Here is a 19,646-nt window from a genome sequence, read left to right as displayed (position 1 = left end):
GACTTGAGGAGGATCCTGTTCCTGGGATCTTATGTTTCACCCCATAATAACCATTATGGGGTGTTTTTTTATACTAATTAGCCATTAGCAACAGCTTTATATTCCATAATTTCAATAATTTGTACATCAGTATGTTGCATTGCTCGACTAGCTAATGCACAAAGATTCTCGATCGTCATATCAACATCATGAGTGACAATGCCGTCATTACCCGTCACGCAGGTATCATCTAGCGCCATTAATACCGCTTTATAAGCGGCACTTGCTCCTGTCGACACTTTCATCGCACAACTGTTAGAGGCACCATCACAAATCACGCCACTAATATCGCCAATCATACTACTAATTGCCATTGCCATGGGTTCATAGCGTTCTTCCATTAGCCACGCAATAGCACCAGCAGCTCCCATTGATGCGGTTGTTGCGGCACATAGTGCGGAAAGTGCCGGGAATTTGTGGTGAATATAAATGGCTAATAAATGTGAAAGCATTAATGCTCTTGCCATTTTTTCTTCACTAACCTGTAAATATTCAGCAACCACCACAACAGGCATTGTAGCTGCAATACCTTGATTTCCTGAACCTGAGTTACTCATGGCGGGGAGTACGGCACCGCCCATACGTGCATCAGAAGCCGCTGAAGTGCGGATCATAATTTCAGAAAGCAGATCTTTAGCTAACAAGCCACGTTGTTGCTGGCGTTGTAAGGTTTGACCAATATGCAAACCGTAAGTATTGTTCAAGCCTTCTTTTGATAATGCGTCATTTAATTGCGCCGATTGCAAAATAAAAGAAATTTCTTCTACAGGAGCTTGAGTAATAAACTGATAGATTTCTCGTGTGTTAGTGTTGGTTAAGGCTTGCTTAATTTGGCAAGGTGAGGCCGTTTGTTCAGATTGTGATGATAATTTATCAAGCACCACCTGACCATTATGGATAATTTTAACAATATTAGTATGATCACCTGCAATAATGACGGTGGCACTGTTTTCACCATCTTCAACGGTAACCTCAGAGTAAAGCACCTCTTGGCAGGCTTTTTTTATTGATACGCAGACTATGCCTGAATTTAATAGATTTTTACTCAACTCAACTTGTTCTGGTGTGGCATTTTTTAATACTTCTAGACCTGCTTCACTATCTCCAGCAACAGCCCCTAAACTAGCCGCAATGGATAATCCCACCATACCCGTGCCCGGTACAGTCACTCCCATTCCGTTTTTCATTAAGTTAGGAGAAACCTCTGCGCTAATACGGGTGATATTATGTTGCAGATAACGAGCTGCAGTGGCAGCAGCTAATGCAAGTGAAATGGGTTCGGTACAACCTAAAGCTGGCTTCACTTGTTGCTTAACAGCTTCAATTAATATTTTCCAGTAGGAAGATAATTGTTCTTTCATTGCATTATGTCCAATAAATAGTTTAATAATTCAAGGCGTTATATTGTAATTTTGATGCTTTGATCATACTGAATCTATTGGAGAAAATGTTTTCTGAATTTCCTAAGTGGGTGTAAATTTTGAGAAAAAAATACTATTTACAGATATTAAATTAGTAATATTTTATCTTGAATAAGTGAGGATTATTGAAGAATTTGATGTAGCAGTAATAGTCTCAAATCGAACAAAATAATTTCTTTAATGATAGTTGATGATTATAAATAAAAAACAATAGAATGAATGACTCATTCTATTGTTAGTATAATATCATACTTAATGTGGGCTAACTCAGAATAGTTAAATAAATGAACAGCCAGTGATGATGATAGCATCACTTACAATCATTATTTAACATAGTGAATATTATGACTTTTTGCAGCTTTGGTATAAGAATAATCTGAGGTTTTTTTATAAATATATTTATCTATTTTGCATGATGTAGATAATAGTAAAATAATAATTTAAATATTCTTTACTATTTTTTATTTAAAATGATTAACAATAAAATAGTTACTATTAATTTTTAGATGGTGAATATTTGTAATTACCTGAAGCAAATAAATGCTTCAGGCGAGTTACTTAATAATAAAATATAGCAATAATGGCGCAGTGGAAAACAAAACCAACCATAAGAGGAACAGCAGTTCTTTTTACCACATCAAAGGGTTGCAATTTAGCTCCACTGGAAACCGCAATGATCACGCCAGCCACAGGAGACATGCCGCGTCCCATATGTGATGCCTGCTGCATAGGTAAAATCATTGCAATTGGATTAACCCCCATGCTATGGGCAATTTGTGGAATAAGTTCAACGAATGCAAGGAAAGGTGCATTACCTGAGCCCATAATAATTGCGGCAGCCAATGTCACGATAGCGAACACTAATGCCATGGCAAATGGTGGTAGACCAACAGATTCCGCCATAACGATCAGGCTGTCTATTGCACCACTGACTTTAATACCATGAGCAAAAACACCCGCTGCGACTAATAGCCCAACAACATTACTAAATGCAGAACCCATACCCTTTAGAAAATGTTGGAAGCCTGCACACACTGATTTAAAATCACGTAAGCGTAATGTTTCAATCAGCATACAAATTGCCATTGAAATTAATACAATAGTGACGACATCAAGGTGAATACCTTCAACAAATAGGCTTGATGAACTTACTGCCATAATAATAGGTAACATTGGCAGTAGGGCATAAAAGCCGGGGATATTTTTATCACTTTTGGCTTCTTCTGCTATTTTTCCTAATTGGGGTACAAAGCCCGCTTTGCGATCACAATGGCGTTGCCAGAAGATATGGGTAATACCAACAGCCAATACAGTTGCAATCGCCGCAGGACCTTGGTAGTAAAGCACATACTCAACCACGCCTAAGTCAACCGCTTTTGCACCTCGAATAGCATCAATCGCTGTTGGCGTGTAAGCAACGCCTAATGAAGTTGCAATGACACCGGCAGCAGATGCTGGAGATAAACCTAGTCCTATCATAATGGGGAACATGGTACCCATTAGTAGAACGGCCAATCCTGTGGCTGATGGAATAGCAAGTTGCAAAATACTCGCGAGTAAAAAAGAGAAAAATAACAACACATAAGGTGAGCGCATATTTTTCAATGGGCGAGTTGCAACACGTACAACAGCTTCATTAGCACCAATATGATCCATATAATGGGCGAATCCCATGAGTGCCATGATCATCAGACCTAAATCTGCAGCACGACTACTAAAGAGATCACGCATAACCTCAAAGGGATCTAGCCAGCTAATACCGGTTGTTTTGACATTTTTAGGCAGAATATCTCCCCAACCAAATATCATTGTTAGTGCCATTAAGATTAAACCAGCAACTAACAAAACCGGCTCGGCTTTATATCCTTTTAAGATCATTCTAGCGACAATAATAACGACAATTAAGACCGCAAGAATTTGGATCATGCTTTAGCTCCGGGGGCAAAACGCTCTGCGGTGATCTTAACGACAGATTTCAATACATCGCTGGCAGCATAAAGCGATTTAACGGGAAGATATTCATAAATAGAGTGGAAATTGTGCGCCCCGGTAAAAATATTAGGGCAAGGTAATCCTTTTTGCGATAATGCTGCTCCATCATAGCCACCCCGCATAGGGATTGGACGAGGGGTAATACCATTGGCTTTATAAGCATCAATAGCAATATCGATAGGATATCGATTTTCACCTTGTAGACTATTAAAGACATTTGCATAACGATCGGCTTGCTTACAAACAACAGTCCCTTCACCCCATAACGCTTCACATTGCTCTGAAAGTTGTTTTAAAAATGTCATACGATGGGCGTAGCCTGCTTCTGTGAAATCACGCACATCCATTTTTAATACAGTACGTGCGCTATTACCCGCCAGTTGTTTTACCCAATAATAACCTTCACGACCTTCAGTATATTCTGGTGCTTCACCGCCCGGTAACATCGCAATAAATTTATGAGCCATTAACAGTGAATTTTTTAATTTACCTTTTGCTGACATAGGGTGTGCTGAGGTTCCGATAAAGGTTATTTCAACATCACCGGCATTCCAATTTTCATATACAAGTTCACCAATACCACAACAATCTAAGGTATAAGCAAAGTCTGCGCCGAATTCTGTTACATCAAAGGCTTTTGCACCACGTAAACCTTGCTCTTCATCGGGTACAAAACCAATTTTAACTGTACCGTGTTTGACTTCTGGATGTTGTTTAAAATATTGCAACATATCCATAATAGAGGCGATAGCCGCTTTGTCGTCAGCGCCTAATAAGCTAGTACCATCTGTTACGATGATATCGTCACCAATATAGTTTTCTAATTCAGGGAATTCACTTTGACGTAAAAAAATCTCAAGTTCTTTGTTTAAGCAAAGGTCGCCACCTTTATAAGGTAAAATTTGTGCTTTAGTATCATTAGTTTGTTCTGCACTGGTATCTAAGTGACCAAAGAAAGCCACGGTAGGAACCTCATAATCAAGGTTAGAAGGTAGTGTCGCGGTAACAATGGCAGTATCGCGAATTTTGATATCTTCAACACCTAACGCCTTTAACTCTTCGACTAATTGTAAAGCGAGGACTCGCTGACCTTCCGATGAAGGCATAATCCCCGCTGCGCCATTTTCTCTATTTGTTGTAGTATTCACCTTGGTGTAAGAAATAAACCGATCAACAATGTTCATGATTAGACTCCGTTGTGTTTTTTGTATTTTATTTAATAAAATTCTGTTGTCTCATTATTGAGAATGAACAACAGTTACTTTTATCACAAAAAAAGCATTAAAGAATTATAAAAAAATAATTTTTTTTACAAGAAAATTTTAATGTTAATCAATGTTTAATTTTTGTTTTTTCATTATTAAAAAACTGTTTTTAATTATGAAAATATTTTAAAGTATAATTATTTTTAGAAAAAACAAAAATAAGTTTTTTCTAGTGTAATTTATTGATTTTTTTAGTGATTTTTGATGTTTAAAATTATTTGTGAAGATAGTGGTGAGTAATTAACTAAAAATTAATTACTTATTGATAGAATTTAGCGAAAGTATAATATTTAATTCTGCTAAATCTATTAGGGAGCAGATATGCAAATTAAAAGTTATTTTAAAAACACTCCATTATCGCTAAAAAGCATTAATAATGAGAATTATAAATTTAATACAAAATTGAAATCAGCTATATTAAGTTGTTATAATACAATATCCTCTTTTATAAAACCATTTTTTCATAAAACTTCAAATAATTCAGAATTTAAAGTTCATATTTCTAATATTGAAAATATGAAAAAGAATGAAAATATACAATCAGATAATAAAGTAATAAACACGCCTCACTCAATGAAAGATGATAATGATAAATTTGGAGATTTATCTAAAGTACACAAAAAGTTTAAAGTTGATGAAATAATAAATTTAATCATTAATGATATTATCTCTGTTTTAGAAGAAAAACCTACATTAGAGAAAGGAAAAATTATACAATTTGAGGATGAGTTACATTCTCACTCTAAAAGTATTTTATCATCTACTAATGACTTGTCTTTAACTGAGATTAAAAATAAATTTTTAGCATCAATCATCGATAGCATATTAACTTCAGACGAAAAAATAAAATCTGAATTTGGGAATATTAATAATTATAAATATTTTTTATCAAATAGTATAAATGAGACGGTTAGTCGTTCACTGGCTAAAGATAAAAATCTTGTAAAAAATGGCGATAAATAAAATGATAAGCATGAATTATAAAGCTTAAATAAATTTAAAATCATTAATGAATAATGTAGCAAGTTAACTTATTTATAGCTAGTTTCTCAAGGCCTAATAATATTATTAGGCCTTGAAAGAGCATCAAATATCTAAGCGCTTAGCTTGCCATTTACGAGAGCGCCAACGCCATGCATTTGTTAAGCCTCGTAGCCACTCATCGCAAAGAAAACCTATCCAAATCCCAATTAAACCCATTTCCATTTTTATACCAAGGAAATAGCCAATAGGAATAGCAACTCCCCACATAAAACAAACGGCTGTAATGAGTGGGAATTTGGCATCTCCGGCTGCACGTAACGCATTAACCATAACAATATTAAATGTACGCCCAGGCTCCAAAAAGACCGATAAAATAAATAAAGGCAACAGTTGGTCGATAATGCGTTGATCTTCGGTGATAGAATACAAAATAGGATCACGCATAAACCAATAAATAATCACCACGCCAATAGTAAATAGCACACCTGCTTTTAGGCTTTTAAAACCCCGTGTAAATGCATCATCAAATCGTTTTGCACCAACTAAATGACCGACTAATATTTCATTACCAATGCTAATCGCAATGCCAAATAACATTAAGAATAATGATAGTTGGAAATAGAGTGTTTGTGCGGCGAGAGGAACTTCTCCCATTAAGCCTATAAAAGCAGAGGCGGTCATATAATGTAAAATCCACACTAGGTTTTCACCTGCAGCAGGTAAACCAATATGTAGAATTTTGGCTAACATATTTTTAGACCAAATCACTAATAGTCTTATATCGAATTTAATTCTTAATCCATAGAATAAAAGACCACATAATAAGATAACGGCAATAATACGACCGACAACCGTTGACCATGCAACACCCACTAAACCGTATTGTGGAAGCCCAAAGAAACCATATAGTACAATCATATTGCCGATAACAGTGACAATATTGGCAATTAACGTCACATACATCGCCGCTTTCGATTTACCATAAACCCGCAAACAGGCTGCTAAGATAATTGAAATTGCTTCAGGAATAAGACAAATCCCCAAAATATGGAGATAGTTATAGCCATCTTGTACTAAATGCTCTGGCGTATTCATTACATTTAGAATGTTGTAGCCAAAAAAGAGAATAATAATGGCACTACTAAAGCCCAGCAAAAAGTTAAAGGCGATAGAAATATGAATAGCTTGACTCGCTTTATCGCGCTTACCGGCGCCTAAATATTGAGCAATAACAACGCTACATCCCACGCTAATAAAGTTAAATATGGTGATAAAAAGATCAAAAACTTGGTTACCTACGCCCATTGCAGCTAAATAGGCAGTAGAGACATGACTTATCATGTAAGTGTTAATCAATAGCGTGGCAAGATGAAGAAAAATATCAATAAAAATAGGCCAGCTAAGGGAAAAAAGTGAGCGATCCGCTACATCAGATTGATGCATTGAAAACCTTCTTAAAAACGAGTGAAATAGTGTTGTAAATATAATCAGAGGAAAGTGGAGCGATTTTACATGCTTTATGAATAAGGGAATAGCTAAATTGATGAACCAGTAGCAAAAAAACTTTTTATATGGTTCATTCATTGATTATTAAACATTATTATCATTCAATAATGATTAACAACGAGAACAAGGAAATAAATGAATACTAAAATAAAAATCGCTATTGTGGGCTATGGCAATATTGGGCGCTTTGCACTAGATGCAGTACTTGCAGCACCTGATTTTGAGTTAGTGGGGGTGGTTCGCCGTGATAGTCAAAATATTCCAGATGAACTGCGAAATATAACAGTAACAAATGATATTAAAAGCTTAGGTAAGGTGGATGTTGCTTTATTATGTTCACCAACGAGAGCCATTAAAGATTTGGCTAAATCGATATTGAGCTTAGGTATTAATACCGTTGATAGTTTTGATGTCCACAGTGATATCGTTGCATTAAAAACAGAACTGGATGAGGTGGCGAAAAAGCATAACCGTGTTGCAGTGATTTCAGCGGGTTGGGATCCGGGTTCAGACTCTATTATTCGTACCTTAATGTTAGCTATGGCACCTAAAGGTATTACCTACACTAATTTTGGTCCCGGTATGAGTATGGGTCATAGTGTTGCCGCTAAAGCTATTGATGGTGTAAGAGATGCGCTATCAATGACTATTCCATTAGGTACTGGTGTTCATCGGCGTATGGTTTATGTTGAATTAGAAACGGGTGCTAACTTTGCACAGGTTGAGCAAGCCATTAAGGCCGACAGCTATTTCTCATCTGATGAAACACATATTAAACAAGTTGATAGTGTTGATAGCTTAAAAGATGTTGGTCACGGAGTACAAATGACCCATAAAGGGGTGTCAGGCAAAACACACAATCAATTATTTGAATATGCTATGCATATTAATAATCCAGCATTAACATCTCAATTTATGGTTTCTGCAGCCAGAGCAAGTATGAAACAACAAGCGGGTGCCTATACTGTGATTGAAATTCCCCCCGTTGATTTTTTAGCAGGGGATTTAAATACATTAATCGCAAAACTGGTGTAATCAGTTAGGCTTCTTGTAAATAAAATATTGCCCACATGATGTGGGCAATAGGATCAACGCTTAGGCAAACTTGATGATTTGAGATTAGCGTTTAATATTTTTAAACTCTTTTGTTGTTGCAGTTAAAGCGACTTCTGTTGGTAAACGTTCCATTGAACTTGCGCCATAAAAACCATGGCAATCAGGACAGTTATCAAGGATATATTGCGCATCTTTTGGTGTTGCTATAGGGCCACCATGACAAAGTACAATCACGTCAGAGCGTACGGATTTTGCTGCTTTTGCCCAATCGTTAATAAGGGCGACACAATCATCTAAAGTAACGGCTGTTTCTGCACCAATATTGCCACCAGTGGTTAAACCCATATGAGGAACAATAATATCTGCACCAGCTTGTGTCATTGCAATGGCATCTTCACGACTAAAAACATAAGGTGTTGTGAGTAAGCCTTTTTCATGTGCTTTACGGATCATCTCTACTTCAAGAGCATAACCCATACCCGTTTCTTCTAGGTTAGCGCGGAAGTTACCATCAATTAAACCAACGGTTGGGAAGTTTTGTACGCCAGCAAAACCGATGGCTTTAACGTCATCTAAAAACTTATCAAAATTGCAGAATGGATCTGTACCATTAACCCCGGCAAGTACAGGTGTCTGTTTTACAACAGGCAATACTTCTTTTGCCATATCCATAACAATTTCATTGGCATTGCCATAGGCTAATAATCCTGCCAGAGAGCCACGACCCGCCATACGATAACGACCTGAATTATAGATAACAATCAGATCGATACCGCCAGCTTCTTCGCATTTTGCGGAAAGACCTGTTCCCGCACCGCCACCAATAATAGGCTCTTTACGTGCGATCATGTCATTAAATTTTTTGAGTAATACTTCACGTGAATAAGTCATACTTCTTTCTCCGTGGTTAGCAAATAAGTTCCTGGTGTAAATCATAAACTTGCTGATTAAATTCAGCAGAATTTATGTGGTAAGGACTGATGACTAATTGACGAGTCTCGGTCTCTTTAAATGTTGTTATAAATGCATCAAAAAATGCTTGGTTTGCTTGAGGATCCCAGAATGGCCCCCCTTCAATATCTAAAGCAGAAAAACCGCCCTGTGGAAAAATAAACGTCAGTGGGCCTTCACACTGATTCAATTTTTCAGCGATCCAGATCCCCATTTGACGATTTTCCCTTGGTGTTGTACGCATTAAGGTGACTTGCGAATTATGGTGATAGAAATGACGATCTTTATATTTCTCAGGTACGGTAGCAGGGCGACCAAAGTTCACCATATCCAACGCGCCACAAGAGACGATACAAGGTGTTTTAGTGCGGGCGATGGCACCAAAACGATCTTCATCACAAGCAAGGACACCCTCAAATAAATAATCACATACTTCGGTTGTTGTTAGATCAAGAACACTATGAAGTAAGTGGCTGTCTATCAGTTTTTCCATGGCTTTACCGCCACTCCCTGTCGCATGGAAAACTAAACAGTCATAATTATTTTCAAGTTTTTTAGTCAGTTGTTGAATACAAGGCGTAGTTACACCAAACATTGTTAATGCAACAGCCGGTTTATCAACACTATTTTCTTCTTGGTAAAAATAAACAGCGCCGGCAATTTGGTTGGCCGCATTTCTCAATACCTTACGAGAGATACGGTTTAAGCCGGATACATCTGTTACGGAGTACATCATTGAAATATCGCTAGCGCCGATATATCCGGAGATATCACCGGAAGCCATAGTCGATACCATCAATTTAGGTACGCCAATGGGCAAAGATTGCATTGCTGGTGTAATCAATGCCGTTCCCCCTGAGCCGCCTAATCCTAAAATAGCGAGGACATCGTCACAGTGGGTTAAATAACGTTCAAAAGCGACGGACATTGCTGCGATAGCTTTTCCACGGTCACCGCAAAACACGGCGTTTTTTCCATCAGGATGGTAACTAGCAACTTGTGCAGCTGTGACGTCAGCTTCTCTTTCTAATGCTGTAGGTTTGGTTGTCAAATCTACGGTTTTGACAGGAAGGCCTGCTTTTTTTATTAATTCACTGACATAAAAAATTTCAGCGCTTTTAGTATCAAGCGTAGTCGCAATATAAATGAAGCCAGCATACTGTTTCATAAGCCTTCCCTTACCTTTTATGATTATTGACGTGTAGATTATAATCACAATGAGACTTGAGTTTCATTTATAATAGCATTATTTTGAGACCCATGTCTCATTATTTTTATTTTTTCTCTTTTAAATGTCGCTTAGGTACACTCAATCGCCTAAAGTAAACTTTAATCGTATTAAGAATAGTTCTTAAAATCAGTATAGTAGCCACGAAAAGTGGAGTAATAGCGAAGGAATTTTTATGAGTTTTAGTCGTAATGAAATAGATACAATGTCAGGTACTCGAAAAAGAACCTACCAATTATTGGTGACAACGGCATTGCAACTTTTTGAACAAGGGATGTTACCTACCGTATCAGAGCTTGCAGCACATGCTGGTGTTTCAAGGGCAACGGCGTATCGCTATTTTCCCACTCAAAGTGATTTAATTAGTGCTACTGTTGATGCAAGTTTAGCACCGATCATTGCATGGCAGCCCACTCCAGAAGATAATACACAACAGCGTATTACTGCGTTGCTCAATCTTGCTTATCCACAAATGTTTAAACATGAAGGGGCGTTGCGTGGCGCATTGCAGGTTTCATTACAGCAGTGGGCTAAAGAGCGGCAATCAAGCGAATATACAGAAAAACGATTTATTCGTGGTCATCGTAAAGAGATCTTACTTAAAGTCATCGAACCATTAAAAGCGCATTATCCGCAAGAAATGTGGGATAAAGTGATAAAAGCTTTCTCACTTATTTATGGTTCTGAAGTTTTTTTAGTAATGAAAGATATCTGGAAAATGGATGATCAGCAGGTCATTGATATGACCCAATGGATGGCTAAAGCTATTTTAAATCAGGCAAAGTCAGATTTTCCGATAGATAACGATTAATTATTTGAATAAATCGGTTAAAATTGTATAAATCATTTACGTTTTAGCTATTGTAGGATCGTTATGTCACACAAAACTGCAGACCAAGAGTGGCTGGTAGAACAACTAAAATATATTGCACAGGGCATTGGTAAAACATTATCGCCTTTTTGTGAAGTTGTACTTCATGATCTGACCGATAGTGAAAATACCATTATGGTTATTGAAAATAATCTATCAGGTCGAAAAGTGGGAGATAGAGCAACTGAGCTAGGTATGGCAAGGATTGAATCGTCTGATTTTCCACAAATTGTTGCAAACTATCCTAATCAGTTTCCTGATGGTAGAACAGCTAAAAGTACATCGATTGGTATTAAAGATAAACAAGGCAATTATGTTGCTGCTTTATGTTTAAATATTGATATATCGATGATTAAAGGTTTACAAATGGTATTAAATCAATTTTCGACTCTTGAAGAGGGAAATCATATCATTGAAACTTTTAGCTCAGTAACAGAAGATTCGTTGAAAAAACGTATTGATGAATTTTCTGCGACTTATTCAGTGACACCAAGAGCATTGAAACCGCATCAACGACGCGAATTGCTATTGTGTTTACAGGATGAAGGTTACCTTTCACTTCGCAAAGCGATGGAAATTACTGCGCAATATCTCGGTGTTTCAAGAGCAACAGTGTATAACGATTTAAAAGAATGATTAAACGATAAATTATTTTTTAAATTACAGCGGAATACAAATCATTAAACTAAAAAAAGATATCATTTTTGATATCTTTTTTTATTTCTATTTTAAATTAAATGTGATTTTTATTGTAAATGATTAATTAATTACTACTGTGTTATTTTTGTAAGTATAAATTGATAAAAAGAATAAAATAAACAGTTAATTTATTAATGTAAGGGCAATAAAATGAATACAGTTAATGGTATTGATGTATTTGATAAGGGAATAGAGTTATCTACTAAGAAAGATTATTTAGGATCATGTTATGTAACTTTTGCAAAGAACATAAAGGATATTTCTAATACAACGGCTAAGCCCAGTTTTATAAAAAAAGTTATTCATATGATGGAACGATTTACAATGTTTTTTGCAATTAGCCAAACCGGTAGAATGGGAATAAGTAATAGAGATGGAAATTTAAATAGATATACTGAAACACTTACTGATTTAAAGATTAAGGTGAAAGATTTAAAGTGTAAGGTGGATGAGTTTAATAATAAACTAACAAAAAAAGATACAGTAGATAGGGAAAAAGATGAGATAGTTACAATTACAGCTGAATATCATAACCTAAACCATTTTCTCTCTTTAATAGAGAATGAAAATTCAAGTTTTAAAGATAGATATAGTTTTTTCAATTATTTAAATGAGTTACAACGAGCGGAGGCCTTTTGCCGAAATTCATCAAATACAGATTATAATCATCTGGCGGATGAATTTAAAAATATTATTAAGGAAAGAGTTGAAAGAATAAAAAAAGAAGATGTTATAAAAATATTTAATGAAGTGTTGGTAAGGTATGATAATGAAACTCGATTTAAAAATAGCAATGAAAGAATACTAGCTAATTTTTCAAGTAATAAGGAGAAAGAAAAATTTCTGTCTAAAATAAATTTTCTAGTCTGTGTTTCAAAATATAATCTTCCTCTTATGGTAGAGGTAGAGAATCTTAAAGAAGAATTTCCAGTACAGTTACGGGAAATAATGAATAAAATTCTTTATGAAGAAAGTATAATGGGTGAAATTCTTAATAAAGCGAATATTGATTGCGTATATAAGTATTCACTTAAAAAAGTGCAAAATATTTGGATTGAAGAATATATAAATAAGTTTTATGGTGGTAAAGAAATAATAATAGATAAAAGAACAGATGATAATGTCGCTTATTTTGTGGGGGATTTTGAGTGGGATGATGATGATCTTGATGGAGTTAATAGTACTAATAATGTCAAGTTAGATTCTGAACGTAATCTTTCTGAAGTAAGTGAAATTATTCAGGGAAAATTAAATAAATATGTTAAAGGTGATGAAATATCTGATTTAACTTCTATTCTGGAACAAATAGAAATAGATAATATAGGAGGAAAAGAAACATATACTTTAATTTCTATTCTGAAAGAGATAGAACGAGGTAAATTAGAAGATAACGAAATATATACTTTAATTTCTACTATGAAAGGGATAGAACTAGATAAATTAGAATGGGACGGAATATATACTTTAATTTCTATTCTGAAAGGGATGAAACTAGATAAATTAGAATGGAAAGAAATATATAATTTAATTTCTATTCTGAAAGGGATGGAACTAGGTAAATTAGAATCGAAAGAAATATATAATTTAATTTCTATTCTGAAAAAGATAGAACTAGGTCAATTAGGATTGAAAGAAATATATACTTTAATTTCTATTCTGAAAGGGTTAGAACTAGGTAAATTAGAATCGAAAGAAATATATACTTTAATTCCTCTTCTGAAAGAGATAGAACAAGGTAAATTAATAGGGAAAGGAATATATAATTTAACTTATATTCAGGAAGAAACAGAACTAGATGAAGATAATATAAATAAGGGTAATTTAAAAGAAGGTGATATAAAATATGCTGATATTGTTGAATTAATTGAAGATCAAGTATTTACACAATTAAATGTAGATGGATTTAACATAATAGATAGCGACTATGCGTTCTCATCTGAATAAGGAAAATAAATATTTTATAGTATAAAATATTTATAATACTTTGTTTAAATAATATTTTTTGTCACTAATCGGATAATTTTCTAAGGTGCCAAAAACTTCAAATCCCTGCTTTTGATAAAAAGGCAGGGCTTGAAAGCTAAAAGTATCCACCTCAGCATATTTGGCACCTTTCTTTTTAGCTGTATTTTCCATTGCTTGCAGTAATTCTGTACCAATATTGTTACCACGATAGGCCTTATCAACCCATAGATAACGAATACGTAGCCAATTACCTAATATATCACCAGTGATCCCACCAATTTTTTTACCATTTTCCTCTTTAAAAACGGCTAAGGGCGTATATTGCTCCATCTGAATATACTGAAGGTTATGTGTTAATAAGCCTTCATAAATTTCGTTGATTTCATTCGTTGTCGGGGCGGTGGTGATTTTTAATGACATAATTAGCTCTTAATATTAATAAAAATAATATTTAAATTATCATTATTTGTTTATTAAATATTTATACCAGTGATAGGATTGATACCATAATTAAAAAAACTGGATAACACAACATGTCATTTTTAAAAAAACTACCGGGAATTCTGTTTTGTGCACTAATTGGTGGGTTATTAACATTATCTGGTCTACCGATGGCGTTGATGTTTGGGCCAATCGTCGTGGTTATTATTGCTTATCGTTTTAAATGGCAGCTCTCTGTTCCTAAGCATACACTGACTTTTATCCAACTGACCTTAGGCACCTCTGTTGGATTGATGTTTAACCAAGTACATTTAGGGAGTGCGGATAATTTAGTGCTTCTTTTGATTATCCTCGTTATTTGTTTAGCCATTCAATTTGTTGTCAGTTTCTTATGGTTTCATCGTCATATTGGTTGGACAAAAGAAGAGGCTATGTTAGGCGCTGTACCTGGCGCGATGGCGGCTATTCTTGCTTTAACAGATCATACCAAAACACCACCACAAAAAATTGTTATTTCTCATACTATTCGTTTAATCGTATTGATTATTATGGCTGGATTTATTGTTGGCTCAGATAAAGCAACCCTTACGGAGTTTACATTACCTGAAATGACACTGTTGTCATCGATGTGGTTATTATTAATTGTCGCGTTAGGGCTAGTATCTGGGCTTTTATTACAGAAAATTCATTTTCCAGCACCGTTTATGTTGACATCATTAGGCAGTGCAATATTGGTACAATCTTTTGTCAGTGAGCCGATTGCTTTTCCAATGCTATTAAATGAACTCAGTATGGTGTTAATTGGGATGAATATTGGCGCACATTTTGTGGTTTTTCCTTTTGCTTCGTTAATTAAAAATGCTTTTTCCTCTGTGCAGGTGGTCATTATCAACGTTATTTTAACGGTGATCGTTGCATTGAGCGCAGCTTATTTAACAGGGGCTCCCTGGACAACGCTGGTATTAGCTTGGGCACCGGGAAGTATGGAAGCAATGACATTTGCCGCGATCACTATGAATGTCGATGCGGCTTTTGTGATGTCGAATCATATATTGCGCATGTTGATCATTCAAAGTATTCCTTCTATTGCCTTGTTTTACAGTGAACGAAAGCAGAAAAGAAAACGTGAGTAAAATAGCAATAACAGTAAGATATCGACAGATATAATAAATTGAAAAGCCACTGTATCAGTTTGATAGAGTGGCTTTTTTATACAATTAATAGTTTAGTAAGCTAAGTGATTTTTGGGCTAGTAGTTGACATTTTTTGTTATGAGCAATTTGTATATTTTTTAAATCCTGATAACTATCTTCATTAAGCTTGCTCATTGGGAGCATTGAATAATTAGAGACATCCCACTGCTGAGATTGTGAAAAAATAATCAGCGCTCGTTCTATTTTTTGTTTTGAGATCTGCTCATAACCACAATCATTATTTAAAAACAGGTATACCGCGGTTAAATCAGCTAAGTCTTCTGCTTGAGTATAAGTGAGTGCTTTTGCACTAGAAGAAAAAAGCGTGGCAAAAGAAAGAATAACAGTGCAGAACAAAGCGAACATTTTTTTCATTAGTGGTGACATTCCTATATGTGATGATTTCACAAGATTTGTTATTTGACTTAATTAAGTTAAAAGTTTTGCAAAGACCCGTTGCTTTGTGTGGTTTCTATTTGACCTTCCAGTAAGGGGAGACTTTAGCATTGCTCAATAGTTTATCGATAAATTTATTTACCTAATTATGACAAATATAGAGTAATTGATTTTATTCAAAGGAATACATTATGCAACGTCGTGAATTTTTAAAATTAGGGGCAACATTAAGCGCCGTCACACTATTACCAAGTTGGAGCCGTCTCGCATTCGCCCAAACTAACACGCCTTCACTCGCTATTCCACCTCAAATTAGCCCAGACAAACAACAAAAGATTGTTCTTAATATCCAACAAGGTGTTTCCCAGTTTACTGCTACAGTAAGTACAACTACTTGGGGGTATAACGGTAGCTTATTAGGCCCAGCATTAAAATTAAAACGTGGTGAACCTGTTACTATTGAGATCAATAACACGCTACCAGAGACTACGACGGTGCATTGGCATGGTCTTGAGATAAGTGGTGAACAAGATGGAGGTCCTCAAGCGACTATCGCACCGGGTAAATCACGAACAGTAACTTTTACGCCAGATCAAGCGGAGTCGACATGTTGGTTTCATCCCCATACTCATGGGATCACCGGAAAACAGGTGGCAATGGGGTTAGGGGGATTAGTGATCATCGAGGATGACGAAACGGCCAAGCGAAAGTTACCTCACCGCTGGGGAGTGGATGATTTACCGGTTATTTTACAAGACAAACGCTTAGACAGTAACGGTCAAATTGACTATCAACTTGATGTGATGAGTGCTGCAGTAGGTTGGTTTGGCGACATGATGCTCACTAATGGTGCGATTCAACCGCAACACATTGTACCAAAAGGTTGGATTAGATTACGTTTCCTCAATGGTTGTAATGCACGTAGTCTTAATTTAGCCACCAGTGATGGCCGACCAATGTATGTAATTGCTAGCGATGGTGGGTTATTAGCGGAACCAGTCAAAGTGACAGAACTCCCTATTTTAATGGGGGAGCGTTTTGAAGTACTGGTTGATACCTCAGATGGACGTGATTTCGATATTGTCACTTTACCTGTCCGACAAATGGGGATGGTATTAGCGCCATTTGATAATGTATTACCTGTATTACGTCTACTGCCTTCAGCAGAAAAAGCGGTGGGTATTTTACCTGATCAATTAGCCTTAATTCCTGCATTACCATCACTAAGTCATATTGCGACACGTTCATTACATTTACGTATGGATATGCGTTTAGATATGCAAGGTATGATGGCGCTAACGGAGCGTTACGGTGATAAAGCGTTAGCGGGAATTCACCACGGTATGAGTCATATGCGTCAGGGCAATGGAAATGGCATGATGGGGGGCGGCATGAATTGTGGTCATGGCTCTGCGGATGTTGATATTTATAATGCAAATAGCATCAATGGGATCCCATTCTCAATGACCGAACCTGCATTTGATGTTAAACAAGGGGTTTATGAACGCTGGCTGGTTTCTGGTCGTGGCGACATGATGTTACATCCATTCCATGTTCACGGAACACAGTTTCGTATTTTATCGGAAAATGGGCGTAAACCTGAAAAACATCGCCAAGGTTGGAAAGATATTGTCAGAGTGGAAGGGCAAATTAGCGAGATCCTTGTAAAATTTGACCATTTAGCGACAAAGGAACACCCATTTATGGCTCACTGTCACTTATTAGAACATGAAGATACAGGAATGATGGCGGGCTTTACGGTGAGTCGATAATTTTTACTGTAATAAGTAACAAAATTAGCGATAAAAGTTTGCAAAGGGAGTAAAGCTAATATTTTATTCCCTTATTTTCCTTCATTGACAACGTCGCATGATGATAGAAATTCTGGTACAATCGGTTGCTTTCCCCGTTAACCCAATCGAAATAAATCATGAAACATATTGTTGATGTCATGATCTCTGAAGAAGAGATCAAACAGCGTATTGCTGAATTAGGTCGTGAAATCACAGAACATTATCGTTCTCGTCAAGAAAAACACGATTTGGTCTTAATTGGCTTATTAAAAGGCTCTTTTATTTTTATGGCGGATTTATGTCGTGAAATTGAAGTGCCACATGAAGTCGATTTTATGACAGTATCAAGTTACGGTAATGGAATGACGTCAACAAGAGACGTTAAAATCATTAAAGATCTTGATGAAGACATTCGTGGTAAAGATGTTCTGATTGTTGAAGATATTATTGACTCAGGTAATACTTTAAATCGTGTTAAAGAGATTTTAAGTTTACGTGAGCCTGCCTCTATTGCTATCTGTACGCTACTTGATAAGCCATCACGTCGTGAAGTGGATGTGCCAGTAGAGTGGATTGGCTACTCTATTGAAGATAAGTTTGTTATAGGTTACGGCATTGATTATGCACAACGTTATCGTCACCTACCTTATATTGGTCACGTAACGCTACTAGATGAATAATCTTGTTGATTTATATCGTATATTAAACCCGCTTTGGCGGGTTTAATATTAGAAAATCAACGTGGATGGCTTAATTTTGCAATAGCTTGGCGATAAGAGAGTTCTAGTTTTTCACGACTGTCTGAGGTGATGTCTAAATCGTGTAATTCACCATTGTTTAAACCGTAAACCCAACCGTGGATCATCACTTTTTGTCCACGTTTCCATGCGGCTTGCATAATAGTTGAGTGACCAAGGTTATAAACTTGTTCTATCACGTTAAGTTCACAGAGTAAATTTAATCTATCTTGTGGTGCGAGTTCACCTAACATGGAGCTATGTTTATACCAGATATCACGGATATGCAGTAACCAGTTATTAATTAAGCCCAGTTCAGTCCCTTCAATAGCAGCTTCAATACCACCACAGCCATAATGACCACAAACAATAATATGCTCAACTTGTAGGACATCAACGGCATATTGAATAACAGAAAGACAGTTTAAGTCGGTGTGGATCACAAGGTTTGCCACATTGCGGTGTACAAATAAATCACCAGGGGCGGCATTAATTAATTTTTCAGCGGGGACGCGGCTGTCTGAACAACCAATCCATAAGAAATGAGGTTTTTGGCCTTTACTCAGCTCTTTAAAAAATTGCGGGTTTTCTTCTGTAACAGAACTTGACCATTGTTTATTGTTGGCTAACAGTTCTTCAATTTTTCTCATCATGATGTGACTGCCTGTAAATTCAGTTTCCCACCATTTGCGCTGACAGTAGGCCAACACGAAATAGCTTTAGTGTTATTGTTGGATGTTTAAGCTCAATAAAGAAAGGGTATTTTTATACCATTACTTTTAAATGAATCAGAAGGCTTTTTTTGAGCCAAGTGACAGTTAATTGCTTGTCTATTTTTGCTTTCAAATAAGATAGAACTTTTTACAGTATTTGTTTAATGAATTTATCAACACATTATTTGATGTAAATCAAATGTATAAAAAGATAACTGATTGTTAACTCGATTATTCTTATTTTGAATAATCGAGGGTAATTATTTTTTCATAAAAAATATTAATGTTTATTTGGGCTGGCGAATGATGAGGATAAAACCTGTTAACGGTATCTGTCCGTTTTTTATTGATAAATTATTGGAGGTAATAAAGCGCATGATAATATCTATCAGTTAG

At 35.9% G+C, this 19,646-nt stretch carries 17 protein-coding genes; 8 read left to right on the top strand and 9 right to left on the bottom strand.

The features are described 5' to 3' along the window. Positions 1–77 precede the first annotated feature (77 nt). From AACQ49_RS11700 to pepT, 3 genes are all read right to left on the bottom strand, one after another. Positions 78–1,400 carry an L-cysteine desulfidase family protein gene (locus AACQ49_RS11700; RefSeq protein ID WP_004245055.1) on the bottom strand — a complete coding sequence of 441 codons (1,323 nt, stop codon included), beginning with the start codon at positions 1,398–1,400 and terminating at the stop codon, positions 78–80. 618 nt (positions 1,401–2,018) lie between these two features. After that, positions 2,019–3,386 (bottom strand): C4-dicarboxylate transporter DcuC, encoded by a 1,368-nt coding sequence (gene dcuC / locus AACQ49_RS11695; RefSeq protein WP_004245054.1) that lies wholly within the window; start codon positions 3,384–3,386, stop codon positions 2,019–2,021. Continuing rightward, positions 3,383–4,636, bottom strand: a complete 1,254-nt coding sequence (gene pepT, locus AACQ49_RS11690; RefSeq protein WP_049199334.1) for a peptidase T — start codon at positions 4,634–4,636, stop codon at positions 3,383–3,385. The genes dcuC and pepT overlap by 4 nt, the downstream gene beginning before the upstream one ends. Positions 4,637–5,038: 402 nt before the next feature. Between pepT and AACQ49_RS11685 the strand changes: the two genes are divergently transcribed. Further along, entirely contained in the window at positions 5,039–5,680 is a 642-nt protein-coding gene (locus AACQ49_RS11685) for a hypothetical protein (RefSeq protein WP_074561590.1), read from the top strand. Between the two features lie 123 nt (positions 5,681–5,803). On the opposite strand, the gene AACQ49_RS11680 is transcribed toward AACQ49_RS11685, so the two are convergent. Continuing rightward, the gene (locus tag AACQ49_RS11680; RefSeq protein ID WP_017628280.1) at positions 5,804–7,144 is read right to left on the bottom strand and encodes an MATE family efflux transporter; all 1,341 of its coding nucleotides are present in this window, start codon (positions 7,142–7,144) and stop codon (positions 5,804–5,806) included. A gap of 198 nt (positions 7,145–7,342) precedes the next feature. Here AACQ49_RS11680 and AACQ49_RS11675 point away from each other — a divergent pair, with 198 nt between their 5' ends. Beyond that, positions 7,343–8,242, top strand: coding sequence for a diaminopimelate dehydrogenase (locus AACQ49_RS11675; protein WP_074561592.1), 900 nt, complete (start codon positions 7,343–7,345; stop codon positions 8,240–8,242). 84 nt (positions 8,243–8,326) lie between these two features. Here AACQ49_RS11675 and AACQ49_RS11670 read toward each other — a convergent pair whose 3' ends face one another. Continuing rightward, positions 8,327–9,154: a phosphoenolpyruvate hydrolase family protein gene (locus tag AACQ49_RS11670; protein ID WP_004247257.1), complete on the bottom strand. Its 828-nt coding sequence runs from the start codon at positions 9,152–9,154 to the stop codon at positions 8,327–8,329. 16 nt (positions 9,155–9,170) lie between these two features. Next, positions 9,171–10,382 carry a Tm-1-like ATP-binding domain-containing protein gene (locus AACQ49_RS11665; protein WP_004247258.1) on the bottom strand — a complete coding sequence of 404 codons (1,212 nt, stop codon included), beginning with the start codon at positions 10,380–10,382 and terminating at the stop codon, positions 9,171–9,173. A 235-nt stretch (positions 10,383–10,617) separates the two neighbouring features. Here AACQ49_RS11665 and AACQ49_RS11660 point away from each other — a divergent pair, with 235 nt between their 5' ends. From AACQ49_RS11660 to AACQ49_RS11650, 3 genes are all read left to right on the top strand, one after another. Continuing rightward, positions 10,618–11,253, top strand: a complete 636-nt coding sequence (locus AACQ49_RS11660; protein WP_004247259.1) for a TetR/AcrR family transcriptional regulator — start codon at positions 10,618–10,620, stop codon at positions 11,251–11,253. A 63-nt stretch (positions 11,254–11,316) separates the two neighbouring features. Beyond that, complete coding sequence (locus tag AACQ49_RS11655; RefSeq protein WP_004245045.1) at positions 11,317–11,949, top strand: helix-turn-helix transcriptional regulator; 633 nt, start codon at positions 11,317–11,319, stop codon at positions 11,947–11,949. A gap of 213 nt (positions 11,950–12,162) precedes the next feature. Then, entirely contained in the window at positions 12,163–13,956 is a 1,794-nt protein-coding gene (locus AACQ49_RS11650) for a hypothetical protein (protein WP_129623420.1), read from the top strand. Positions 13,957–13,986: 30 nt separating this feature from the next. On the opposite strand, the gene AACQ49_RS11645 is transcribed toward AACQ49_RS11650, so the two are convergent. Next, positions 13,987–14,397, bottom strand: coding sequence for a GNAT family N-acetyltransferase (locus tag AACQ49_RS11645; RefSeq protein WP_004245043.1), 411 nt, complete (start codon positions 14,395–14,397; stop codon positions 13,987–13,989). Between the two features lie 113 nt (positions 14,398–14,510). Between AACQ49_RS11645 and AACQ49_RS11640 the strand changes: the two genes are divergently transcribed. Beyond that, complete coding sequence (locus AACQ49_RS11640) at positions 14,511–15,551, top strand: AbrB family transcriptional regulator (protein ID WP_004245042.1); 1,041 nt, start codon at positions 14,511–14,513, stop codon at positions 15,549–15,551. 84 nt (positions 15,552–15,635) lie between these two features. On the opposite strand, the gene AACQ49_RS11635 is transcribed toward AACQ49_RS11640, so the two are convergent. After that, a complete protein-coding gene (locus tag AACQ49_RS11635) occupies positions 15,636–15,986 on the bottom strand; it encodes a YacC family pilotin-like protein (RefSeq protein WP_004247264.1) in 351 nt (116 codons plus the stop codon). 212 nt (positions 15,987–16,198) lie between these two features. Here AACQ49_RS11635 and cueO point away from each other — a divergent pair, with 212 nt between their 5' ends. Both cueO and hpt read left to right on the top strand, forming a co-directional pair. After that, entirely contained in the window at positions 16,199–17,779 is a 1,581-nt protein-coding gene (cueO, locus tag AACQ49_RS11630) for a multicopper oxidase CueO (RefSeq protein ID WP_129623421.1), read from the top strand. A 158-nt stretch (positions 17,780–17,937) separates the two neighbouring features. After that, a complete protein-coding gene (gene hpt / locus AACQ49_RS11625) occupies positions 17,938–18,480 on the top strand; it encodes a hypoxanthine phosphoribosyltransferase (protein ID WP_004245039.1) in 543 nt (180 codons plus the stop codon). 56 nt (positions 18,481–18,536) lie between these two features. On the opposite strand, the gene can is transcribed toward hpt, so the two are convergent. After that, complete coding sequence (gene can / locus AACQ49_RS11620; RefSeq protein WP_004245038.1) at positions 18,537–19,190, bottom strand: carbonate dehydratase; 654 nt, start codon at positions 19,188–19,190, stop codon at positions 18,537–18,539. Positions 19,191–19,646: the final 456 nt, after the last annotated feature.

It is taken from the genome of Proteus sp. G2675, from assembly GCF_963886535.1.
Taxonomy (GTDB): Bacteria; Pseudomonadota; Gammaproteobacteria; order Enterobacterales; family Enterobacteriaceae; genus Proteus; species Proteus mirabilis.
This window is presented reverse-complemented; position numbering and strand designations above follow the sequence as displayed.